Raw genomic sequence first — 20,533 nt, forward strand, 5'->3', positions numbered from 1 at the left:
CGGAGTAAATCATTGAATCAAATGGATTTACCCGTGCTGCAAGGAGTTGATTGAGGCCCACGAAGTGCGGTTTTCCACACACGATTCCTGTGTTAGTGTGCGAATGAACGCACACCTCTCGTGAGAGCCCCGTCTGATGCGCACCCTTCGCCGAACCGGTCGAACCTTGTGGCTGAGCTATGCGACCTTTGCGGCGCTGACGCTCTTGATCGGGCTGCTCTACGCCGGACAGCGGGCGCGGGAGGCGGCGATTGGCGCGCTAGCGGAGGAAGCGATGTCCGGCGCGGAGCTCAAGCGCGCGCTCCTGCTGGCTGTTCTCGACCGCTCGCGCACCCTGCCTCTGGTTCTGGCCGAAGATGCCGACCTGGCCGCGGCCCTCACCACGTCATCACCGGCTGGTCTGGCGGCCTTGAACCAGAAGCTGGAAGCCCTGATCCCGGGCACCGGCGCCTCCGTCATCTATGTGGTCCGAACAGACGGCACGGCCATCGCCGCCAGCAATTTCCGCCAACCCGACAGCTTCGTCGGAAGCAACTACGCCTTCCGCCGGTATTTTGCCGACGCCATGGCGAACGGAGCTGCCGAGCAATATGCTCTGGGCAGCGTCAGCCGCAGACCCGGCCTTTACCTGTCGCAACGCGTTGAGGACGGTGCGGGGCATGCGCTGGGCGTGGTCGTGGTCAAGGTCGAATTCGGAGATCTGGAAAAGAACTGGCAGCGCTCAGGCAACACCACCTATGTGACGGACACGCGTGGTATCGTGCTCATCACCAGCCGGCCTGACTGGCGCTTCTATACCATGGCAGACATCCCCCAGGCCGAAAGGCTGGCGATCCGCGAGAGCCTGCAGTTCGGCGAAGCCCCCCTGGTCACCCTACCCGTCTGGTCGCTGGAGACGGAAGGCGGCCAAACATTTGTCGCCGTGGACGAGGCGAAAGACAAGCCGCACCAGACCAATCTCGCGATATCGCTCGACGTACCCGGCAATGGCTGGCTGATCCATGTGCTGACACCGACTTCGCAGATCGAGCAGGCGGCCCTCTGGCAGGGACGCCTCTCTGCCCTGGCGATCCTCGTGCCGCTCCTCGCATCAGGAGCCTGGCTGATCGACCGCACCGGCCGAGCCGCCCGCCGCACAGCAGAAGCAGAAGCCGCCCAGGCGGAACTCGAGCGCCAGGTGACGCTGCGCACCGCGGAGCTGACCGAGGCCCGCGACCGCCTTGAGGCCGAGATCGCCGAACACCACGCCACCGACATCCGCCTGCAGGGCGTGCAGCAGGACCTCGTTCAGGCGAACCGTCTGGCGATCCTAGGCCAGGTGGCAGCCGGCGTCGCCCACGAAATCAACCAGCCGGTCGCCACCATCCGCGCCTATGCCGACAATGCCAGGGCATTCCTCGACCGTGGAAAGGGCGAGACCGCGAAGGAAAACCTCGGCCTCATCGCGGAATTGACCGATCGCATCGGCGCAATCACCGGCGAGCTGAAAGGCCTCGCCCGAAAGGGCCGCCAGGCCGCCGAGCCGGTCGAGTTGAAGGCCGCCATCGACGGCGCGCTTTTCCTTTTGAAAAGCCGCTTCGCCGGCAGCTTCGATCGCCTCGAGATCGGCGACATCCCCGCCGATCTCAAGGTCCTCGGCCAGCGCATCCGCCTCGAACAGGTGCTGATCAACCTCCTGCAGAACGCGCTGGAAGCCATTGAAGGCAAAGCGGATGCCGCGATAACTATCGGGCTCACGCGCCTCACGGACGACGAGCTCGATCTCGCCGTCAGCGACACCGGTCCCGGTCTACCGGACAATGTCAGGGACAACCTCTTCATCCCCTTCACCACCTCCAAGGAGGGTGGGCTCGGCCTCGGCCTGGTGATCGCCCGCGACATCGTCACCGAATATGGCGGACGGCTCTCGGTCGAAACCGGGGCCACGGGCACCACCTTCACCATCACCCTGAAGAGGGCTCGGGCATGACCATCGAAATCATCCTTGTCGACGATGACCAAGCGCTCCGCCGCGCCACCCGCCAGACGCTGGAACTGGCCGGCTATCCGGTTCGCGATTTTGGCGCAGCACCCCAGGCGCTGGCCCAGCTGTCGCGGGACAGCGAGGCGGTCGTGGTCACCGATATCCGCATGGCCGGCATGGACGGGCTGGAACTCTTCGCCCAGATCCGCGCCCTCGACCCGGATCTGCCTGTCCTGCTGATCACCGGCCATGGCGATGTCGACATGGCAGTCGGCGCACTGCATGACGGCGCCTATGACTTCATCGCCAAGCCCTTCCCCGCCGACAGGCTCGTCCAGAGCGTCGCCCGTGCTGCCGAGAAGCGCCGGCTGGTCCTGGAAAACCGCCGTCTGCGCGAGGCGGCGACTGCGACGCCCGACGATCTGCCGTTGATCGGCCAGACGCCGGCCATGGAGCATCTGCGCCAGACATTGCGCCAGATCGCCGACACCGATGTCGATGTGTTGATCGCCGGCGAAACCGGCAGCGGCAAGGAAGTGGTGGCAACCCTCCTGCATCGCTGGAGCCGGCGCAGCAAAGGTAATTTCGTCGCCCTCAACTGCGGCGCTTTGCCGGAAACCGTTATCGAGAGCGAACTCTTCGGTCATGAAGCGGGCGCCTTCACCGGCGCCCAGAAGAAGCGCGTCGGCCGCATCGAACATGCGAGCGGCGGCACATTGTTTCTCGACGAGATCGAGAGCATGCCGCTGTCTACCCAGGTGAAGATGCTGCGGGTGTTGGAGATGCGCGAGGTGAGCCCGCTTGGCACCAATGAGGTGAGGCCCGTCGACCTGCGCGTCGTCGCCGCCGCCAAGCTCGATCTCGGCAATCCGGCCGAACGTGGCGAATTCCGCGAAGATCTCTATTATCGTCTGAACGTCGTGACGATCTCGATCCCGCCGCTCAGGGAACGCCGCGCCGATATCCCGCTGCTCTTCGGCCATTTTATCGCCCGCGCCGCCGAGCGCTTCCGTCGCGAAATCCCCGGCATGACGGCGGACGTGCGCCGGCATCTGGAAAGCCACGACTGGCCGGGCAATGTGCGTGAGCTTTCGCATTTTGCCGAACGCGTCGTGCTCGGCATCACCCCGCCGCCGAAACAGGCCTTGAGGTCAGCGGCGCCGGGTCTCAGCCTGCCGGAACAGATGGAGCAACACGAAGCCACACTCATCCGCGAGGCCCTGCAGGCGAACAGGGGTGACGTGCGCTCGACGATCGAGACGCTCGGCATCCCGCGCAAGACCTTTTACGACAAGCTCCAGCGCCACGGCATCAACCGGGCCGACTATCAGTAACCGGTCGAACCTGAGGATGTGCCGCCTTCGCCATCCGGATTGCGCATCTGCGCCGCCATGGTCGCAGCCGCATTGGCCAACAACCAGGTATCCGTCCCATTCGCCATGAATCGCACGCCGGCGCGGCGCGCGAGCGCGATCATCTCCGGGTCGCCGGTCATGATGCCCGCCGGCTTGCCGGCAGCCTTGATCTTGCCGATCAGCATCTCGACCGTCTCCATGACCTCCGGCACCGTTGCCTTGCCGCCATAACCCATGTCGGCTGAGAGATCGGCTGGACCGATCAGGATCGCGTCGATACCTTCCGTTGCGACGATGGCATCGACATTCTCGACACCCAGCCGGCTTTCGATCTGGGCGATCAGGCAGACCTGATCATTGGCCGTCTCGGCATAGTCGGCGATCCGGCCGAAATTCGAGGCGCGCCCCAGGCTCGCGCCCATACCGCGAATACCGAACGGTGGATAACGCAGCGCCTTGGCCAGCAACTCCGCCTGCTCCGCCGTCTCGACCATCGGGATCATCAGCGTCTGCGCGCCGATATCGAGCGCCTGCTTGATGAGCCACGGTTCGCCCATCGGCAGCCGCACGACCGGATGGGTGGGATGGCGGGTGACGGCCGCAAGCTGGGCGGCGATCAACGGAATGTCGTTCGGCCCGTGTTCGGCATCGATCAGGATCCAGTCGAAGCCGGCTCCGGCGCAGATTTCCGCCGAATGCGGATTGGCGAGCGCCACCCAGAGCCCGGTCAGCAGATCACCGCCGGATTGGAGGGCGGCCTTGAACGGATTGACGGGCGCGGGCATGGGCGGTCTCCTGGAGTTCTGATCCGAGCAAGAGAACTGCAGCGTCGGCGGATGGTCTCGCCCGGCGGCGCAGGCTCGGCGTCGTGGGAAGAGCTAGCCCCGGATGCGCCAACGCCGCAAGCCTCAATTCATCCCCGTCGGTACGGCCGCAACGTTGAACCCGACGCATCGCCCGTGATACGGGGACGCCAGATTGCACAAGAGGACGTTTTGCCATGCTCCCCTGGATCCAGCTCGACACGGCCAAGATACCCGGCGGCGGCGAATTGCGCCTGAAACAACGCGGCACCGAATTCTCGATCATGCTCGGCAGCAACGAGCTGATGAACAGCCGTCTCAGCGGATCCGAGGAAGCGCTCGCCACTTTGGCCTACGACCGGATCGCTCATCACAAGCGCCCGCACATCCTGATCGGCGGCCTCGGCATGGGCTTTACGCTCCGCGCCGCGCTTGCCGTGCTGCCTCAGGATGCCAAGGTCACCGTCGCCGAACTCGTGCCCGCCGTCGTCGACTGGGCGCGCGGACCGATGGCCGAGATCTATGCCGGCAGCCTCGACGACCCGCGCGTGACGGTTCATGTAGGCGATGTCGGTGCCTTGATCGCCAAGTCGAAGGGTCAGTTCGACGCCATCCTGCTCGATGTCGACAATGGCCCCGATGGCCTGACGCGCGAAGAGAACGACAGCCTCTATGCCTATGACGGGATTCGCAAATCGAAGAGCGCGCTGACCAGAAACGGCGTCCTCGCCGTCTGGTCCTCCGGCCCCGATCCCCGCTTCACCCAGCGCCTCAAGGGCTCCGGCTATGTCGTTGAAGAGATTCCGACACGCGCGGGCAAAACCGGGCGGGGCAAGAAGCACATGATCTGGATGGCGAAGGCTTGAGTCCAACGGGCTTTTCTTATGAAGAAAGTCCCCTCCCCACCCCCTCCCCACAAGGGGGAGGGGCTTTGGCGCCGAGTGCTCCCTAGACGGTTGAGTGAGAGGTTTCCCAGGGTGTTCTCCCTCCCTTGTGGGGGAGATGGTCGGCAGGCCAGAGAGGGTTTACTCCCCTAAGCGATAGCCCCGCGCAAACCGCACAGAAATCGGAATTCTTCTTGCCACACGGAGAATGAGATAGCATTTGGGCGCATAGGGCGCGGCTGGGTTAAGCCCTCCCCCTTGTGGGGAGGGTTTGGGAGGGGACTTTCTTCAGCCTACCCCCACAACCCGCGCGGTGGCACGCCCATGATCGCCCCGTCATAAACAATCCCCGGCTCCCGATCCCGCGCCAACAGCAGCGGTCCGTCGAGATCCACAAACGCCGCGCCCTGCCCCACCAGAAACGCCGGAGCCATGGCAAGCGACGAGCCGACCATGCAGCCGATCATGATCTGAAAGCCCTGCTCAACAGCCGCATCCCGCATGGCCAGCGCCTCGGTCAACCCGCCCGTCTTATCGAGCTTGATGTTGACCGCATCATACTTGCCCACCAATTCCGCCAGCGAATGCCGGTCATGGCAGCTCTCGTCAGCACAGACAGGCAACACGCGCTCGAGACCTATAAGCGCATCATCGGCACCCGCAGGAAAAGGCTGTTCGACCAGCTTGACCCCGAGATCAAGAAAGACCGGCGCCAGCGCCCTGTATTGCTCCAGGCTCCAGCCCTCGTTGGCATCGACGATGATGGCCGAATTCGGCGCGCCTGCCCTGACAGCCCGGATGCGCTCCACATCGCCATCGCCTCCCAGCTTGACCTTCAGCAGCGGTCTTGCCGCCTCTTTCGCGGCAGCGGCTTGCATACTCTCCGGCGTGCCGAGCGACAGCGTATAGGTGACCGAGAGCGGCTTCGGCTCATGTAACTTCGCAAGTTGCCAGACCGGGTTACCAGCCCGCTTGGCCTCCAGATCCCAGAACGCACAGTCGAGCGCATTGCGCGCCGCCCCCGGCTGCAACCGATCCTGCAGACCCACCCTGTCGAGACCATCAGCCACATCCGCTACCAGCCCGTTCAGCACCTCAACAACACTCTCCACCGTCTCGCCGTAACGCGCATAGGGCACGCATTCGCCCTGGCCGACAAACACGCCATCCGTCAGCCGCACTGTCACCACCTTGGCCTCGGTCTTCGACCCGCGCGAGATGGTAAAGGTGCCTGCGATCGGAAAGCTCTCGGGCGTCACGGTCATCTGGAATGGCATGATTGAAAACCTCCGGTGGCGGGGGGCGAACGGGGCGAGAGCCCGGCGAATCGCTCCCCTTGCATGAACAGGCAATCCTTTCTATATCCGTCAACAATCAGACCGGCAGCGGCAGCGGGCGAAAAAGCCCGGGAAGCTCGGCTCAAATCCCGCAAGCGGGATCATCAACGGTCGCATGAAGCACAGAGACGAAGCCCGTGAACACGCTGGATTTTGACAAGAGACCGGAAGATACGCGCGTTGTCGTCGCCATGTCGGGCGGCGTGGATTCCTCCGTCGTCGCCGGCATCCTGAAGCGCGAGGGTTATGACGTCCTCGGCATCACGCTGCAGCTTTACGACCATGGCGCTGCCGTCCACCGCGCCGGCTCCTGCTGCGCCGGCCAGGACATCGACGATGCGCGCCGCGTCTGCGAAACGCTGGGCATTCCCCATTACGTGCTCGACTACGAACAGCGCTTTCGCGACACCGTGATCAACCCGTTCATGGAAAGCTATGTCGCCGGCGAAACGCCGATCCCCTGCGTGGCCTGCAACCAGACGGTCAAGTTCGCCGACCTTCTGGCGACGGCACGAGAACTCGGCGCCGATGCGCTGGCGACCGGCCATTACATCCGCTCCAAGTCCGTGCCGCTGGCAAACGATCCCGGCCACCGCGCCCTCTTCCGCCCGATCGATAGCGAGCGCGACCAGAGCTACTTCCTCTTTGCCACGACCCAGGAGCAGATCGACTATCTGCGCTTCCCGCTCGGCGCCATGTCGAAGGCGGAAACGCGTAAGCTCGCCGAAGACATGGGCCTCGTCGTCGCCCAGAAGGCCGATAGCCAGGACATCTGTTTCGTGCCGCAGGGCAAATATGCCGACGTGATCAACAAGCTGAAGCCGAATGCGGCTCTGGCCGGCGAGATCGTGCATCTCGATGGCCGGGTGCTGGGCAATCACGAAGGCATCCTGCATTACACCATCGGCCAGCGGAAGGGCTTGGGCGTCGCTACCGGCGAACCGCTCTACGTCATCTATCTCGACGCCCGCTCGCGCCGCGTCATCGTCGGCCCGAAGGAAGCGCTGGAAACCCACCGCGTCTATCTGCGCGACATCAACTGGCTGGGTGACCGGACACTGGCGGAAGACGCGGCCGACGGTATGCCCTGCTTTGCCAAGGTCCGCTCCACCCGCCCGCCGACCCCGGCGGTCCTGCATGCCGACGACAAGGGCGTCTATGTCGATCTCGAAATCGGCGAAGCCGGTGTGGCCCCCGGCCAGGCCTGCGTGCTCTATTCGGCACCGGGCGCCGACGCCCGCGTCTATGGCGGCGGCTTCATCGAGCGGTCGGAACGCTCCGGCACGGCCGAAAGCGCGCTAAAGGCGCTTCTCGCCAGCCCCGTGGCAGCCTGAAGCTGCGGCTTTCGGGCCGCTCTGAAGCGCTTCTGCCAAGCCGGTGGAAAGCCAGGTTGTTTTTGCCGAAACCGCGCTTGACTTTGATCGGACCATCGCCTTATAAGCCGCCCATCGCTTCGGACGGCGACGGCTTCTAAGCCAGAATGTTCGATGTGTGGCGGGGTAGCTCAGGTGGTTAGAGCGTGGGATTCATAACCCCAAGGTCGGCGGTTCAAGTCCGCCCCCCGCTACCAAAATTTCTTAGTTCTCATTGACTTGGTAGAATGAATTGAATCAGAGCAGCTTCACGGCTCCGCTGATGAAATGCGTTTCTTGACGCGCAAGCCAATTCCCGCAAAGATTGCAACCATCGTCAAGACTACCCGATGGTATGGGATGACATGGTCACCAACACGCCGAAGCGCCGCCTCGCGGCAGCATCCGCCTTGAAAGACAGCGACGGCGGTGGCACATTTGATGCCATGGAACAGCGCGTCAAAGCCCTTGAAGATGATATGAAGCGGGTCCTGCAGGACACCGCCGAGATCAAGGGCATGCTGCGCGCAGCCCCCTCCGCAATCGAGTTCGGCGAACTGAAGGGCCGCGTCAACAGCCTGCCGACCATGGGCAAGGCAGCCGCGATGCTGTCGATCGCAACTGCCGTCATTGTCATTCTCAACAACTGGACCGCAGTACGCTCCTGGCTCGTTGGCTAATCCGCCCTCACCTCGCCGCCCAAACCAACCCTCTTCTTACAATCTCCCGCATCTGCGGCACCTCGAACTCCGCCGCCTGGTGGCCGAGCGAGGAGTAGAACACCCTGCCCTGCCCGTGGCGGCGCTTCCAGACGACCGGGATCACATGCCCGTCGATCCAGGCATCGTGTTCGCCGGTAAAGGTGGTCGTTGCCAGCACCTCGTTGTTGGGGTCGACATGCATGTAATACTGCTCGGAGCGATAGGGGAAATCGCCGATGCCGGAGACGAGCGGGTCTTCGGGCTTCACGATATTGACCGTGTAATCATAGATATTGCCGGGATGGGCGACCCATTGGCCGCCGATCATGTATTGATACTGCACGCAATCGCGAAAACTGTCGCCCGCCTGGCCGTGAAAGCCGCCGAGACCGACGCCGCCGCGGATGGCAAGTTCCAGGTTCTCGATTTCAGGCTTCTCGATCTTGGTCATCGTCAGCATCGGCACGATGAGGCTGTAGTCACGAATGGCAGGGTCGGCAAAGGCCTCCGTGCCCGCTTCGACGCGGACGGTGAACCCTTCGGCCTTGAGCATGTCGGAGATGAGGGCGGCGCATTGTTCGGGCTGATGCCCGTCCCAGCCGCCCCAGCAGATCAGAGCCTGACGCATGATGAAATCCTTTTTAGAATTGGAAGGTCAGCGGCCAAGCAGGCCATCGACGAGGGAACCGGAGAGCGGCGCCGGGCGCTCGACACGGGTGGTGATCGCGACGGTTTCGCCCCGGTCGGAGGCCGTCTGGAAGGCCTCCATGACTTCGAGCACATGCAGCGCCAGATCGCCGTTCGCCCGGTGCGGGCGGTCCTCGATGATCGCATGCGCCATGTCGGCCAAGCCCAGCGAGCGCCAGTTGCCCTCGGCATAGGGCAGGCTCACGGGCTTGCCCTGGGCTTCGCCAACGAGCGGCAGCAGGAAGAGGTCGCCGCCGAAATGATTGGGATCGGGCACGATCAGGCTCGCCTCCGTGCCGTAGATTTCAAGCGGCGTGTGACGATGGCCGGCGACGTCAAAACTCATGGAGATCTGCACCACGGCGCCGTTGACGAAGGACATCAGCCCCGTGACATGGGTCGGCACATGCACCGGGATGACCTCGCCCCGGCGCGGCTCGCTGCCGATGTTTCTGGTATCGCGGACCTTGGTGGCAAACCCCGCCACCTTCTCGACCGGGCCGAGCAGGTTGACGAGATCGGTGATGTAATACGGCCCCATGTCGAGCATCGGCCCGCCGCCGGCCTCGTAGTAGAAATCCGGATTGGGATGCCATCGTTCGTGACCGGGGCACATGAAGTAAGCCGTGCCGCCGATCGGCTGGCCGATCGCGCCATCATCAACCAGCGCCCGCGCGGTCTGGTGGGCGCCGCCGAGAAAGGTGTCCGGCGCCGAGCCGATGCGAAGGCCCATGGCCCGCGCCGTCTCAGACAGCTGTTTTCCCTCTGCAAAGGTCACGCCGAGCGGCTTTTCCGAATAGACGTGTTTGCCGGCCTCGAGCGCCTTCAACCCGACCGCCACATGCGCCTTCGGCACCGTCAGGTTCAGGATGATGCTGATTTCCGGGTCGGCATAGAGTTCGTCTATCGAGCGGTCCGGGACGTTGAACTCCACCGCCCGTGCTGCCGCCAGATCCGCATTGAGGTCTGCCACGCCGCAGACCTTGAGGATCGGGAAGTTTGGCAAAGTCTTGAGATAAGCGCTTGAAATATTGCCGCATCCGATGATGCCGACGCCGACGTGCTGCATGCCTGAAATCCTCGCTCCCGGACAAATGTCCATCTGTGACCGGCAGGCAAAGACTGTGACGCCTCTCCTCGCTGCCCGCGATCGCCCGGCAGACTGGTGGCAAATCGAACCGTCGTCAACGCCTCATTGTATCTGGGTCAAAGCTTGTCGACAGGCATCTTCACAGCTCCGGCAGGCCTGCGCGCGGATACGGCAATAGCCGTGCTTTTCGCCATGACGGTCACCTTCCTCGTCGCAGAGCACACAGACCCCGACGGGCCTCCGCAAGACCTCGGCAACCACCTGCGGCGAAGGCTTTGCCACCCCTGATCGTGGGATGCGAGATCCGGGGGCGGTTAAGAAAACCTTTCGTTAAATTTTAATGAATAGAATGGGCGGCCTGTAGCGAGGTTTTGTCATGCGTACCGCTCTCTATTCCGCTCTCGGCGTCATGCTGATGCTGTCGGCCTGTGCCAAGCCGCCATCCCAGACTCGCAATGCCTGCGCGATCTTCGAGCAGCGCGACGGCCTGTTCAACAACTGGCGCCGCGCCGCCGTCTCGGCGGAACGCGAATACGGCGTTCCGGTCCCGATCCTGATGGCGACCATCTATACCGAATCGAGTTTCCGCCATAACGCGAAGCCGCCGCGCAAATGGTATCTCGGCTTCATCCCCGGCAAGCGCGCCTCCTCGGCCTACGGCTATTCACAGGCGCTCGACGGCACCTGGGACCGCTACCAGAAGGAAACCGGCCGCTGGGGCGCCCGCCGCACCGATTTCGCCGATGCCATCCGCTTCATCGGCTGGTACCATCGCGAGACGGCCGACAAGTTGCAGATCCCGCTCAACGATCCCTACAATCTCTATCTCGCCTATCATTCCGGCCTGACCGGCTATCTGCGGGGCGCTTACAAGAAGCGCCCGGAAGCATTGAAGGGGGCGAAGCGGTTTACGGAGATCACCTATACCTATGCGCGGCAATTGCAGCAGTGCCCGGGTTGAGGTCAGCAACACGATCTGACCAAATTTAGGGAAGTGATCGAGTTTACCCCCTCTGCCCTGCCGGGCATCTCCCCCACACGGGGGGAGAGCGGAGCGCGGCCAACTGCGCACATCCAACGGCCGTTCAGTTGCTGGCTACCGAGCCTTTTCGGTGAGGTGGCCACGACGCGGCGGACACTCTCCCCCCTTGTGGGGGAGATGTCACGGAGTGACAGAGGGGGGTAACCCACGCGCCAGCATCGATGTTAGAAAAACCTCCCCGCCGAACCCGACGGGGAGGTCTGAAATACCGAAGCAGGTCAGATCAGTTGGCGCTCTGGATCGCCGAGATCTGCCACAGCGTGCCGGGACGTCGGACGAAGGTCCATATCTCGACCGATTCCGAAGGCGTGTTCGGGTCGCCCTCAACCACCGCATTGGTCTGGCGATCGACCATGTAGTCGACGGCCTCGTAGCGCATCGCGACGGTGGCGTATTCCGCCTTCTCCTCGGCCCAGCTTTCGGCAACGTCACCCTGCACGAGATGCACGTCGCGCACGACGTTCTTCACGCCCTTGGTGGCGTTCTCGCTGAGTTCCTCGGCAAGATAGGACATGGCTTCCGGCGTCGTGATCCGGCGCAGCGTGCCATAGTCCTCGGCCGCAAAGGCCGCCTGCATGTCCTTCAGCAACTGCTCGAAACGCTCGAGGTCACCCTGGGTGATGCCGAGTTCGTCCGGCTGGCCGGGCCGGGCAGCAGAAGCCGCTGCCGTACCGCCACCGATCTTCGGGATCTGGAAGCTGGAGCGACCAGCATCGCTCTGGTTATCGCGGGCAAGGCCTCCGAAGCCGGGGAAGCCGCCGATGCCGGAATTGTTGCCGGCGCCGGCAGAGGCCGGCTGGCGATTGGCGAACATGCGCATGGCGAACCGGACCAGGAAGAAGATCAGTAGGCCCTGCAGAAGCAGCCCGAGGAAACCAAAACCGCCGCCAAACCCGGTGCCCATCAACATGCCGAACAGACCACCGAGCAGCAGGCCGCCCATCAGGCCACCGGCGAGACCACCGAACAGGCCGCCGGGGCGATTGAGGCCCTGCATTGCCGTCTGGCTGGCGCCCGGTTGGGTAGCATTGGTCCGCGGTGTCATCGTGCGCTCGATCGGCGCGGCCGGCGCCGGCGCCGTGCGGGTGATCGCCGGCTGGTTGAACGTGCGTGTTCCGCGGCTACCGAAGCCGCCCGAAGCGCGACGCGCCTCGGCGAAGTCGACGGCCACCAGAGTGACCATCATGCCGAGCGCCAGCGTCGCAAAAATCTTTCCGTATTGCCGCATTGGGGGTCTCCCCTCCTCCTCTAAACTCTCTTGGTCCCATCGGACCCTGCCGCTCATATGGAGACCGCCCGATCTCTTTTGTAGACCGAGCGGCGGATTATCCGTTGAAATTCAGGTGATCGGCTCAAGCTCTCAGCCAGAACTTGATGATCAAGCCGACGATGGTGATGGCCGCTACGCCTGCCGCCCAGAGGGCGACGAACCACAGGATCCGACTGAGCGTCTGGCGTGTGTCCATCAGTGGTACCCCTCATCCGGATTGAGTTTCCCGCGAAATACCCAGTAGGCATAGGCGGTGTAGCACAGGATCATCGGTACCAGCACCACAGCGCCGACCAGCAGGAAGGCGAGGCTGGAATCCGGTGCTGCGGCCTCCCAGATCGTCAACGATGTCGGTACGATATAGGGATAGAAGGAAATGCCGATACCGGCATAGCCCAACACGAAGAGACCGAGCGCCGCCAGAAACGGCTGGACATCACGACCGTTGCGCAGGCCCGACACGATCAGCCAGAGGCAGCCCAGCACCAGCGCCGGCACGACGAACGAGAAGACGATGGTTGGATAGCCGAACCACCGATCGAGATAGGCCGGTTCGAGCCACGGCGTCCAGAGACTGAACACGCCCATGGCGGCGACCGTGGCAAAGGCGAGCCGGAACGCGAAAACCTTCGCCCGTTCGGCGATCTCGCCCTCTGTTTTCATCACGAGCCAAGTGGCCCCGAGCAGGCCGTAGCCGATCAACAGGGCAAAACCCGTCGCGATCGAAAACGGCGTCAGCCAGTCCCACCAGCCACCGGCATAAGCGCGGTTCTCCACCGGAATGCCCTGCACCAGAGCTCCGAGCGCCACGCCTTGAAAGAAGGTCGCGACAACCGAACCGCCTGTGAAGGCCCAGTTCCACAGATGTTCGGCGCGCTTGGTGCGCCAGCGATATTCGAAGGCCACGCCGCGAAAGATCAGTCCCAGCAGCATCAGGATGATCGGCGCGTAGATCGCCGGCAGGATCGTCGCATAGGCGAGCGGAAAGACGGCGAGCAGCCCTCCTCCGCCGAGCACCAGCCAGGTCTCGTTGCCGTCCCAGACGGGGGCGACCGAGTTCATCATCAGGTCCTTCTCGTGCTTCTCCGGAAAGAAGGGAAAGAGGATGCCGACACCGAGATCGAAACCGTCGAGAATGACATAGGCGAGCACGGCGAAGGCGATGATGCCGGCCCAGATGAAGGGAAGATCAATGGGCATGTTTGCCTCCATGGTGACCGGGCTGGGCGGCCGGCGTGATGCCGGACGAGCGGATCGGGCCGTCGTCGAGATCCGGCATAGGATCGCGCGGCAGGCGGGCCATCAGGCGCAGAATGTAGAAGGTGCCGGCACCGAAGACGATGAAATAGACGATGATGAAGGCGATCAGGGAGGCAGCGACCGCCGGTGCCGCGATCGGCGAGATCGAATCCGCCGTCAGCAGATGGCCATAGACAGTGTAGGGCTGACGACCCACTTCCGTGGTGATCCACCCGGCGAGCACGGCGACGAAACCGGAGGGGCCCATGACCAGCGCCACGCGATGCATCCAATGGTTCTCGTAGAGCGTCCCCTTCCAGCGACACCAGAGCGAGAACAGACCGACGCCGAGCATGGCAAAACCGATCGCCACCATCACGCGGAACGACCAGAACACGATCGCAACGGGCGGTTCCTTGTCGTCGGGCACCGTATCGAGGCCGGCGAGCGGTGCGTTGAGGTCATGCTTGAGGATCAGGCTGGACAGTTTCGGGATCTGGATCGCGTAGTCGATCCGCTTCTCTTCCGTGTTCGGGATGCCGAACAGGATCAGCGGCGCACCATCCGGATGGCTGTCGAAATGGCCTTCCATCGCCATGACCTTGACCGGCTGGTGTTCCAGCGTGTTGAGGCCATGCGCATCACCGGCGGCAATCTGGATCGGCGCGACGATCGCGGCCATCCACATGGCCATCGAGAACATCACGCCGGCGCGGCGCGGCGCCGTCCCCTTCAGCAGGTGCCAGGCGCCGACCGCACCGACGACGAAAGCGGTGGTCAGATAGGCGGCGATCACCATATGGGTCAGGCGATACGGGAAGGACGGGTTGAACACGATCTTCCACCAGTCCACGGGCACGAACTGGCCCACCTCGTTGATGGCAAAACCATCCGGCGTCTGCATCCAGGAATTGACCGAAAGGATCCAGGTGGCCGAAATCAGCGTGCCGATGGCGACCATCAGCGTCGAGAAGAAATGCAGCCCCGGGCCGACACGATTGCGTCCGAACAGCATGACGCCCAGGAACCCGGCCTCAAGGAAGAAGGCGGTCAGCACCTCGTAACCCATCAGCGGTCCGATGACCGGCCCGGCCTTGTCGGAAAAGACCGACCAATTGGTGCCGAACTGATAGGACATCACGATCCCGGAGACGACCCCCATACCAAAGGCCACCGCGAAGATGGTCTTCCAGAAGTCGAAGAGCTCCAGATAGACCTTGTCCTTCTTCCATAGGTACAGGCCTTCGAGCACGGCGAGGTAGCTCGCCAAACCGATCGAGAAGGCCGGAAAGATGATGTGGAAGGAGACCGTGAACGCGAACTGGATGCGCGCGAGGATCTGAGCGTCGAAGTTTTCGAACATGATGACTGCGTCCTTCGTTTTCGATCTCGATCGCCAGACGCCGATTGAGATGACAGAAGTCAATTATAGCTTCACAGGTCAGGATCAATGCGACAAGCCGCCATGCGGCAGTTGAACGCATCAACTGTTCCTTATATGTGGCCCTTCCATTCTCCAGGTTGTTCCCGAAACAAAAACGACGCGGGTTTGATCCCGCGCCGTCAACTTATTCATGTTCGTTGGCTGGTCGATCAGTCGACGTTGAAGACCAGCGGCTTTGCCTGCTTGATGGCCGGATTGGCGGTCAGCTGGTTGAGAACGGCCTGCTCGACGGGACCGTCGACATAAAGAAGCGCGATCGCATCGCCGCCTTCCTTGTCGCGACCGAGCTGGAAGTTCGCGATGTTGACCTTGGCATTGCCGAGCGTCGTGCCCATGAAGCCGATCATGCCCGGCACGTCGGTGTTGGAGATGTAGATCATGTTCTGACCGACATCGGCATCCATGTTGATGCCCTTGATCTGGATGAAGCGCGGCTTGCCGTCGGAGAAGACCGTGCCGGCAACCGAGCGGGTCTGCTTGTCGGTGGTGACGGTCAGCTTGATGTAACCGTCATAGACGCCGGTCTTGTCGCGCTTCACTTCCGAGACGATGACGCCCTTTTCCTTGATCATGATCGGGGCCGAGACCATGTTGACGTCGGCCACCTGCGGGCGGATGAGGCCGGCGAGCAGCGCAGACGTCAGCGCCTTGGTGTTCATGGTCGAGGTGACGCCGTCATAGAGGATCTCGATTTCCTTGATCGGATCTTCGGTCATCTGGCCGGCAAACGAGCCGAGCACGTCGGCAAGACGGATGAAGGGCTTCAGGATCGGCGCTTCTTCAGCCGTGATCGACGGCATGTTGATCGCGTTCGAAACCGCACCCTTCATCAGGTAGTCCGACATCTGCTCGGCGACCTGAAGGGCGACATTCTCCTGGGCTTCCGTGGTGGATGCACCGAGATGCGGCGTGCAGACGACATTCGGCAGGCCGAAGAGCGGGCTTTCGGTCGCGGGCTCGACCTCGAAGACGTCAAAACCGGCACCGGCGACATGACCGGACTTGATGGCTTCGGCAAGGGCTGCTTCATCCACCAGACCACCGCGAGCGCAGTTGATGATGCGCACGCCGGGCTTCGTCTTGGCGATGTTCTCCTTGCCGAGAATGCCGCGGGTCTTGTCGGTCATCGGCACATGCAGGGTGATGAAATCGGCGCGCGGCAGGAGCTCGTCGAGTTCGACCTTCTCAACACCCATTTCCTGAGCGCGTTCAGCCGAGAGGAAGGGATCATAGGCGATGACATGCATGCCAAGGCCGATCGCCTTCTTGCAGACGATGCCGCCGATATTGCCGGCACCGATGACGCCGAGCGTCTTGCCGGTGATTTCGACACCCATGAACTTCGACTTTTCCCACTTGCCGGCCTGGGTCGAGGCATCGGCCTGCGGCAGCTGGCGGGCAACGGCAAACATCAGCGCGATGGCGTGTTCTGCCGTCGTGATCGAGTTGCCAAACGGCGTGTTCATCACGATGATACCGCGCTTGGAGGCGGCGGGAATGTCGACATTGTCGACACCGATACCGGCGCGGCCGATGACCTTGAGGTTGGTCGCAGCAGCGATCAGCTTTTCCGTCGCCTTGGTGGCCGAACGGATGGCGAGACCATCATAATTGCCGATGATTTCGGCGAGCTTTTCCTTGTCCTTGCCGAGCTTCGGCTGGAAATCGACTTCAACGCCGCGATCACGGAAGATCTGGACGGCGGTTTCCGAGAGTTCGTCGGATACGAGAACGCGAGGTGCCATGACGAGGCCTCCTTCAGAGAGTTCGTTTGAAGAAAATGATGGGAATTGCGGGGCTCCGCCCATCAGGCGGAGCCGAAATCGGCGATGATCAGGCGGCAGCTTTGGCCAGAGACGCCTTCTGCGTCTCATAGGCGAAGGAGAGCCACGGCATCAGAGCTGCCATGTCGGCGGTTTCGATCGTGGCGCCAGCCCAGATGCGAAGACCGGCCGGCGCATCGCGGTAAGCACCGATGTCATAGGCGACACCCTGCTTCTCGAGAAGGCTGGCAATACCCTTGGCGAAGGCGGCCTGGGCATCGGCATCGAGTGCCGTGACTTCAGGGTCAACGATCTTGACGCAGACCGATGTGTTGGAGCGCGTGGCCGGGTCGACAGCGAGATTGGCGATCCAGTCGTTCTTCTCGATGAAGTCGAAGATCACCTTCGCATTGGCATCGGCACGAGCGATCAGGGCTTCAAGGCCACCGATCGACTTTGCCCACTTCAGCGCATCGATATAGTCCTCGACGCAGAGCATCGACGGCGTGTTGATCGTCTCGCCGACGAAGATGCCCTCGATCAGCTTGCCGCCCGAGGTCATGCGGAAGATCTTCGGCAGCGGCCAGGCCGGCACATAGGTCGTCAGACGCTCGACAGCGCGCGGGGAAAGGATGATCACGCCGTGACCGCCCTCGCCGCCCAGAACCTTCTGCCAGGAGAAGGTGGTGACATCGAGCTTGGAGAAGTCGAGATCCTGCGCGAAGGCGGCAGACGTGGCGTCGCAGATGGTCAGGCCCTTGCGATCAGCCGGGATGAAATCGGCATTGGCAACGCGGACACCCGAGGTCGTGCCGTTCCAAGTGAAGACGACGTCGCGGTCGAAATCGACCTGCGTCAGGTCCGGCAGCAAGCCATAATCGGCATTGAACTTGCGGACATCGGCGAGCTTCAGCTGCTTCACCACATCGGTGACCCAGCCGGCGCCGAAGCTTTCCCAGGAGAGCATGTCCACGCCGCGTTCGCCGAGCAGCGACCACATGGCCATTTCGACGGCGCCCGTGTCGGAGGCCGGAACGATGCCGATGCGGTAGTCAGCGGGAACGTTGAGAATTTCGCGGGTAAGGTCGATGGCCAGCTTCAGCTTTTCCTTGCCGACCTTGGCGCGGTGCGAACGACCGAGCGGGGCATCGGAAAGCGCATCGAGCGACCAACCGGGGCGCTTCGAGCAGGGGCCAGACGAAAAATGAGTGTTTGCCGGACGCGCGGCGGGGGCGATCACATCAGCCATATAGATACCCTTCCAGGTAATTAGCCTCTCGTTGGGGAGAGGTGTCCCGCCGTCGGAACTACTCTTGTCGGAAAGCGTCGTCAAGCGGGTCTGCGTCGCGGTGAGCAAAATTTTTGTTCCGTCCGCGCCAAGCCGTTTCGCATCCTGAAGGGATCGCCCCCGCGGCCAGGCACTGTCATCAATCCTTCATGCACCGGGCGCATGAGCAGACGCACCGATCATCCCCGAGGCGACCGGCCCTGCTGCCTGCAGCCATCGCCGAGCACACGAGGACAGATGTTTCCGCTGACCAACACCATTCCCGGTCTCGTTTGGGCCTATCGGGTGACCGCAGGTGGCGGAAGCGAGCGCCTCCCTGCCGAATGTACCGCCCAGGAAGCCCTGCCCGGCGACGGTTTCGTCTGGCTGCATCTCAACCTTGCAGACACCCGGCTACCGACATTCCTGGAGCAGTTCCCAGGACTTACACCACCCGTCCACGCAGCACTGACGACGCACGACACCCATGCAGCCCTCGCCATCGACGAGGGCCTCTTATATGGCACCTTGATCGACTTTCAGCGGGAGTTCGACGCCACGACTCGCGATATCGGCTGGCTGCATTTCGCGCTGTCGGAAAAGTTCATCATCACCACCCGACTGCAGCCGATCCGCTCGGTCGACAAGGTGCGGGCAGCCGTCGAGAAGAATGCCGGCCGTTATGCTTCGCCGCTGCAACTGTTCGAAGTATTGGTCGCGGAATTCCAGCGCGGGCTGATCGCGGTCGTTCTCGAACTCACGGAAGAGCTGAACCAGATCGAGGATCTTGTCTACGGCAGCGAACTGCGCGACGAACGTCGCCGCCTCACCCCTGTCCGCCGCCTGATCGTCCGGCTGCACCGGCATCTGCGCACCATGCTGCTGATCATGCGCCGGGCGGCCGCAACCGACGATGACGAGATGCCCGCAGGCGTTGAAGAAAGCCTTGTGCGTCTGTCGGGCAAGCTGGAAGCCGTCGATCAGGACGTCCAGGCTCTGGCCGATCGCGCACGCCTGCTGCACGAGGAACTCGACTCGAAGCAGAGTGCGGAGACCAATAGACATCTCTACATCCTGTCTTTGATGACCGCCCTGCTCCTCCCGCCCTCGCTCGTAACCGGCTTCTTCGGCATGAACACCACCAGCCTGCCCTTCGCCGAGGGACTGCACGGCACCGGCTATGCCTTCGCTTTCATCGTGATTTCCGTGATGCTGTCCTGGTGGGTTCTGCGCCGCACCGGAATTCTCTGACGACAAACGCAACAAGGGCCCCCGCAGGGACCCTTGGTGGAAGCCTTGATCACGGATTGCAGGTGCTCGCCCGCAGCCGCGTTCAGTCTTACTTGTAGACGATCGGCTCGACAGGCGGCTCGTAGGCGACCGGCTGTTCGCAGCCGCCGAAGACATAGCGCGCACCGGCATGGATGCCGTGGCTGTAGAAACCCTTGTCGTAACCAGGGCCGCCATTGGCCTGGTAGCCGAACATATCGCCGCCGAGCGTGTGGCGGAAGCGGTAGCCGACATCTGCCTTGACGTTGCAGGTGACATCGATCGAGGCGCCCGCCATCAGCTGGTAAGCGAAGCGCCAGCTGCCCTTGCCGCCATGTTCTTCCGTCGGATCGCAACCGCCGCCGTCGTCCTGGCAGGAGGTGTTGCGCAGCTTGTCCCACTTGACATAGGAGCCGCCGATACCAGCGCCGACATACGGCGTGAAATAGGCGTAGGAACCCAGATCGACATAAGCGTTGGCCATCAGTGTGTAGGCTCTCATGGCGGAAAGATCACTCGAAGTGCATGGCTCAGGACCTGCACCGCACGTACCTGTCGTCGAACCACGGAAATCCGACTTGAACATGTAGTCGAAGGTCAGATCCGTACGCAGATAGCTGTTGACCTGATAACCGACACCGGCGCCGACCGTGAAATTGTCCTTGATCGAAGCCGTCGTGAAATCGGTCAGGGTGTCATTGGAACCCTGGAAATACTCGGCGCCTCGCAGCTTGTTGAAGTTGTAGCCCAGATCACCGCGCAGGTACCAGCCGGACGCTTCGGCAACCGTGACTTCCGGAGCATCGACATAGGCCGGCTGCGGCTCGGGCTGGTAAAGGTCGGCAGCAAGAACGGCTGAGCTGGCGCACAAGAGAGCCGTTGCAGCAGCAAGTATGGTTTTCGTCATGACAGGATACTCCAAATCCCAGCGTTGTCTCATCAGGCCGGTTCACGGCCCGATATCCTGAATTGGGACAGAGAATGCCGCGTAAAGGTTAAGTTGCGATTAACTACAGATCTTAACTCTAACCTTTAGTGATTTGCTTACCGTGATACCTGGATTTGCG

General features: G+C 62.5%; 18 protein-coding genes and 1 tRNA gene. 8 read left to right on the top strand and 11 right to left on the bottom strand.

What is annotated here, in order from left to right; translation table 11 throughout:
* The first annotated feature begins 136 nt into the window (after positions 1–136).
* Positions 137–1,969, top strand: coding sequence for an ATP-binding protein (locus ACT53S_RS11175; protein WP_476067025.1), 1,833 nt, complete (start codon positions 137–139; stop codon positions 1,967–1,969).
* Positions 1,966–3,297, top strand: a complete 1,332-nt coding sequence (locus tag ACT53S_RS11180) for a sigma-54-dependent transcriptional regulator (protein ID WP_476067026.1) — start codon at positions 1,966–1,968, stop codon at positions 3,295–3,297. The genes ACT53S_RS11175 and ACT53S_RS11180 overlap by 4 nt, the downstream gene beginning before the upstream one ends.
* On the opposite strand, the gene ACT53S_RS11185 is transcribed toward ACT53S_RS11180, so the two are convergent.
* Positions 3,291–4,103: an HpcH/HpaI aldolase family protein gene (locus ACT53S_RS11185; RefSeq protein ID WP_476067027.1), complete on the bottom strand. Its 813-nt coding sequence runs from the start codon at positions 4,101–4,103 to the stop codon at positions 3,291–3,293. The genes ACT53S_RS11180 and ACT53S_RS11185 overlap by 7 nt on opposite strands.
* Positions 4,104–4,318: 215 nt before the next feature.
* Between ACT53S_RS11185 and ACT53S_RS11190 the strand changes: the two genes are divergently transcribed.
* A complete protein-coding gene (locus ACT53S_RS11190; RefSeq protein ID WP_476067028.1) occupies positions 4,319–4,987 on the top strand; it encodes a spermidine synthase in 669 nt (222 codons plus the stop codon).
* Positions 4,988–5,298: 311 nt separating this feature from the next.
* Here ACT53S_RS11190 and dgcA read toward each other — a convergent pair whose 3' ends face one another.
* Entirely contained in the window at positions 5,299–6,282 is a 984-nt protein-coding gene (dgcA, locus tag ACT53S_RS11195; RefSeq protein WP_476067029.1) for an N-acetyl-D-Glu racemase DgcA, read from the bottom strand.
* 197 nt (positions 6,283–6,479) lie between these two features.
* Between dgcA and mnmA the strand changes: the two genes are divergently transcribed.
* From mnmA to ACT53S_RS11210, 3 genes are all read left to right on the top strand, one after another.
* A complete protein-coding gene (gene mnmA / locus ACT53S_RS11200) occupies positions 6,480–7,676 on the top strand; it encodes a tRNA 2-thiouridine(34) synthase MnmA (RefSeq protein WP_476067030.1) in 1,197 nt (398 codons plus the stop codon).
* A 159-nt stretch (positions 7,677–7,835) separates the two neighbouring features.
* Positions 7,836–7,912 (top strand) — tRNA-Met (locus ACT53S_RS11205).
* A gap of 132 nt (positions 7,913–8,044) precedes the next feature.
* Positions 8,045–8,374, top strand: coding sequence for a hypothetical protein (locus tag ACT53S_RS11210; RefSeq protein WP_476067031.1), 330 nt, complete (start codon positions 8,045–8,047; stop codon positions 8,372–8,374).
* A gap of 7 nt (positions 8,375–8,381) precedes the next feature.
* Here ACT53S_RS11210 and ACT53S_RS11215 read toward each other — a convergent pair whose 3' ends face one another.
* The 3 genes from ACT53S_RS11215 to ACT53S_RS11225 form a co-directional block, all read right to left on the bottom strand.
* Positions 8,382–9,023, bottom strand: coding sequence for a ThuA domain-containing protein (locus tag ACT53S_RS11215; RefSeq protein WP_476067032.1), 642 nt, complete (start codon positions 9,021–9,023; stop codon positions 8,382–8,384).
* A gap of 27 nt (positions 9,024–9,050) precedes the next feature.
* Positions 9,051–10,151 carry a Gfo/Idh/MocA family protein gene (locus ACT53S_RS11220; protein WP_476067033.1) on the bottom strand — a complete coding sequence of 367 codons (1,101 nt, stop codon included), beginning with the start codon at positions 10,149–10,151 and terminating at the stop codon, positions 9,051–9,053.
* Positions 10,152–10,274: 123 nt separating this feature from the next.
* Complete coding sequence (locus tag ACT53S_RS11225) at positions 10,275–10,454, bottom strand: four-helix bundle copper-binding protein (protein WP_476067034.1); 180 nt, start codon at positions 10,452–10,454, stop codon at positions 10,275–10,277.
* A 94-nt stretch (positions 10,455–10,548) separates the two neighbouring features.
* Here ACT53S_RS11225 and ACT53S_RS11230 point away from each other — a divergent pair, with 94 nt between their 5' ends.
* Positions 10,549–11,133 carry a transglycosylase SLT domain-containing protein gene (locus ACT53S_RS11230; protein ID WP_476067035.1) on the top strand — a complete coding sequence of 195 codons (585 nt, stop codon included), beginning with the start codon at positions 10,549–10,551 and terminating at the stop codon, positions 11,131–11,133.
* Between the two features lie 304 nt (positions 11,134–11,437).
* On the opposite strand, the gene ACT53S_RS11235 is transcribed toward ACT53S_RS11230, so the two are convergent.
* From ACT53S_RS11235 to ACT53S_RS11255, 5 genes are all read right to left on the bottom strand, one after another.
* Entirely contained in the window at positions 11,438–12,442 is a 1,005-nt protein-coding gene (locus tag ACT53S_RS11235; RefSeq protein WP_476067036.1) for a TIM44-like domain-containing protein, read from the bottom strand.
* 237 nt (positions 12,443–12,679) lie between these two features.
* Entirely contained in the window at positions 12,680–13,684 is a 1,005-nt protein-coding gene (gene cydB, locus ACT53S_RS11240; RefSeq protein WP_476067037.1) for a cytochrome d ubiquinol oxidase subunit II, read from the bottom strand.
* Positions 13,674–15,086: a cytochrome ubiquinol oxidase subunit I gene (locus tag ACT53S_RS11245; protein ID WP_476067038.1), complete on the bottom strand. Its 1,413-nt coding sequence runs from the start codon at positions 15,084–15,086 to the stop codon at positions 13,674–13,676. Before ACT53S_RS11245 ends, cydB begins: the two co-directional genes overlap by 11 nt.
* 230 nt (positions 15,087–15,316) lie before the next feature.
* Positions 15,317–16,912, bottom strand: a complete 1,596-nt coding sequence (gene serA, locus ACT53S_RS11250; protein ID WP_476067039.1) for a phosphoglycerate dehydrogenase — start codon at positions 16,910–16,912, stop codon at positions 15,317–15,319.
* A gap of 88 nt (positions 16,913–17,000) precedes the next feature.
* Complete coding sequence (locus ACT53S_RS11255; RefSeq protein WP_476067040.1) at positions 17,001–18,179, bottom strand: phosphoserine transaminase; 1,179 nt, start codon at positions 18,177–18,179, stop codon at positions 17,001–17,003.
* Between the two features lie 276 nt (positions 18,180–18,455).
* On the opposite strand from ACT53S_RS11255, the gene ACT53S_RS11260 reads away from it, so the two are divergent.
* On the top strand, positions 18,456–19,448 hold the full coding sequence (locus ACT53S_RS11260) for a transporter (RefSeq protein WP_476067041.1): 993 nt from the start codon (positions 18,456–18,458) through the stop codon (positions 19,446–19,448).
* Between the two features lie 88 nt (positions 19,449–19,536).
* Here the strand turns inward: ACT53S_RS11260 and ACT53S_RS11265 are convergent, their stop codons facing one another.
* Positions 19,537–20,373 carry an outer membrane protein gene (locus ACT53S_RS11265; protein ID WP_476067042.1) on the bottom strand — a complete coding sequence of 279 codons (837 nt, stop codon included), beginning with the start codon at positions 20,371–20,373 and terminating at the stop codon, positions 19,537–19,539.
* Between the last annotated feature and the right edge of the window lie 160 nt (positions 20,374–20,533).

This window comes from Allorhizobium sp. DMC15, assembly GCF_056314065.1.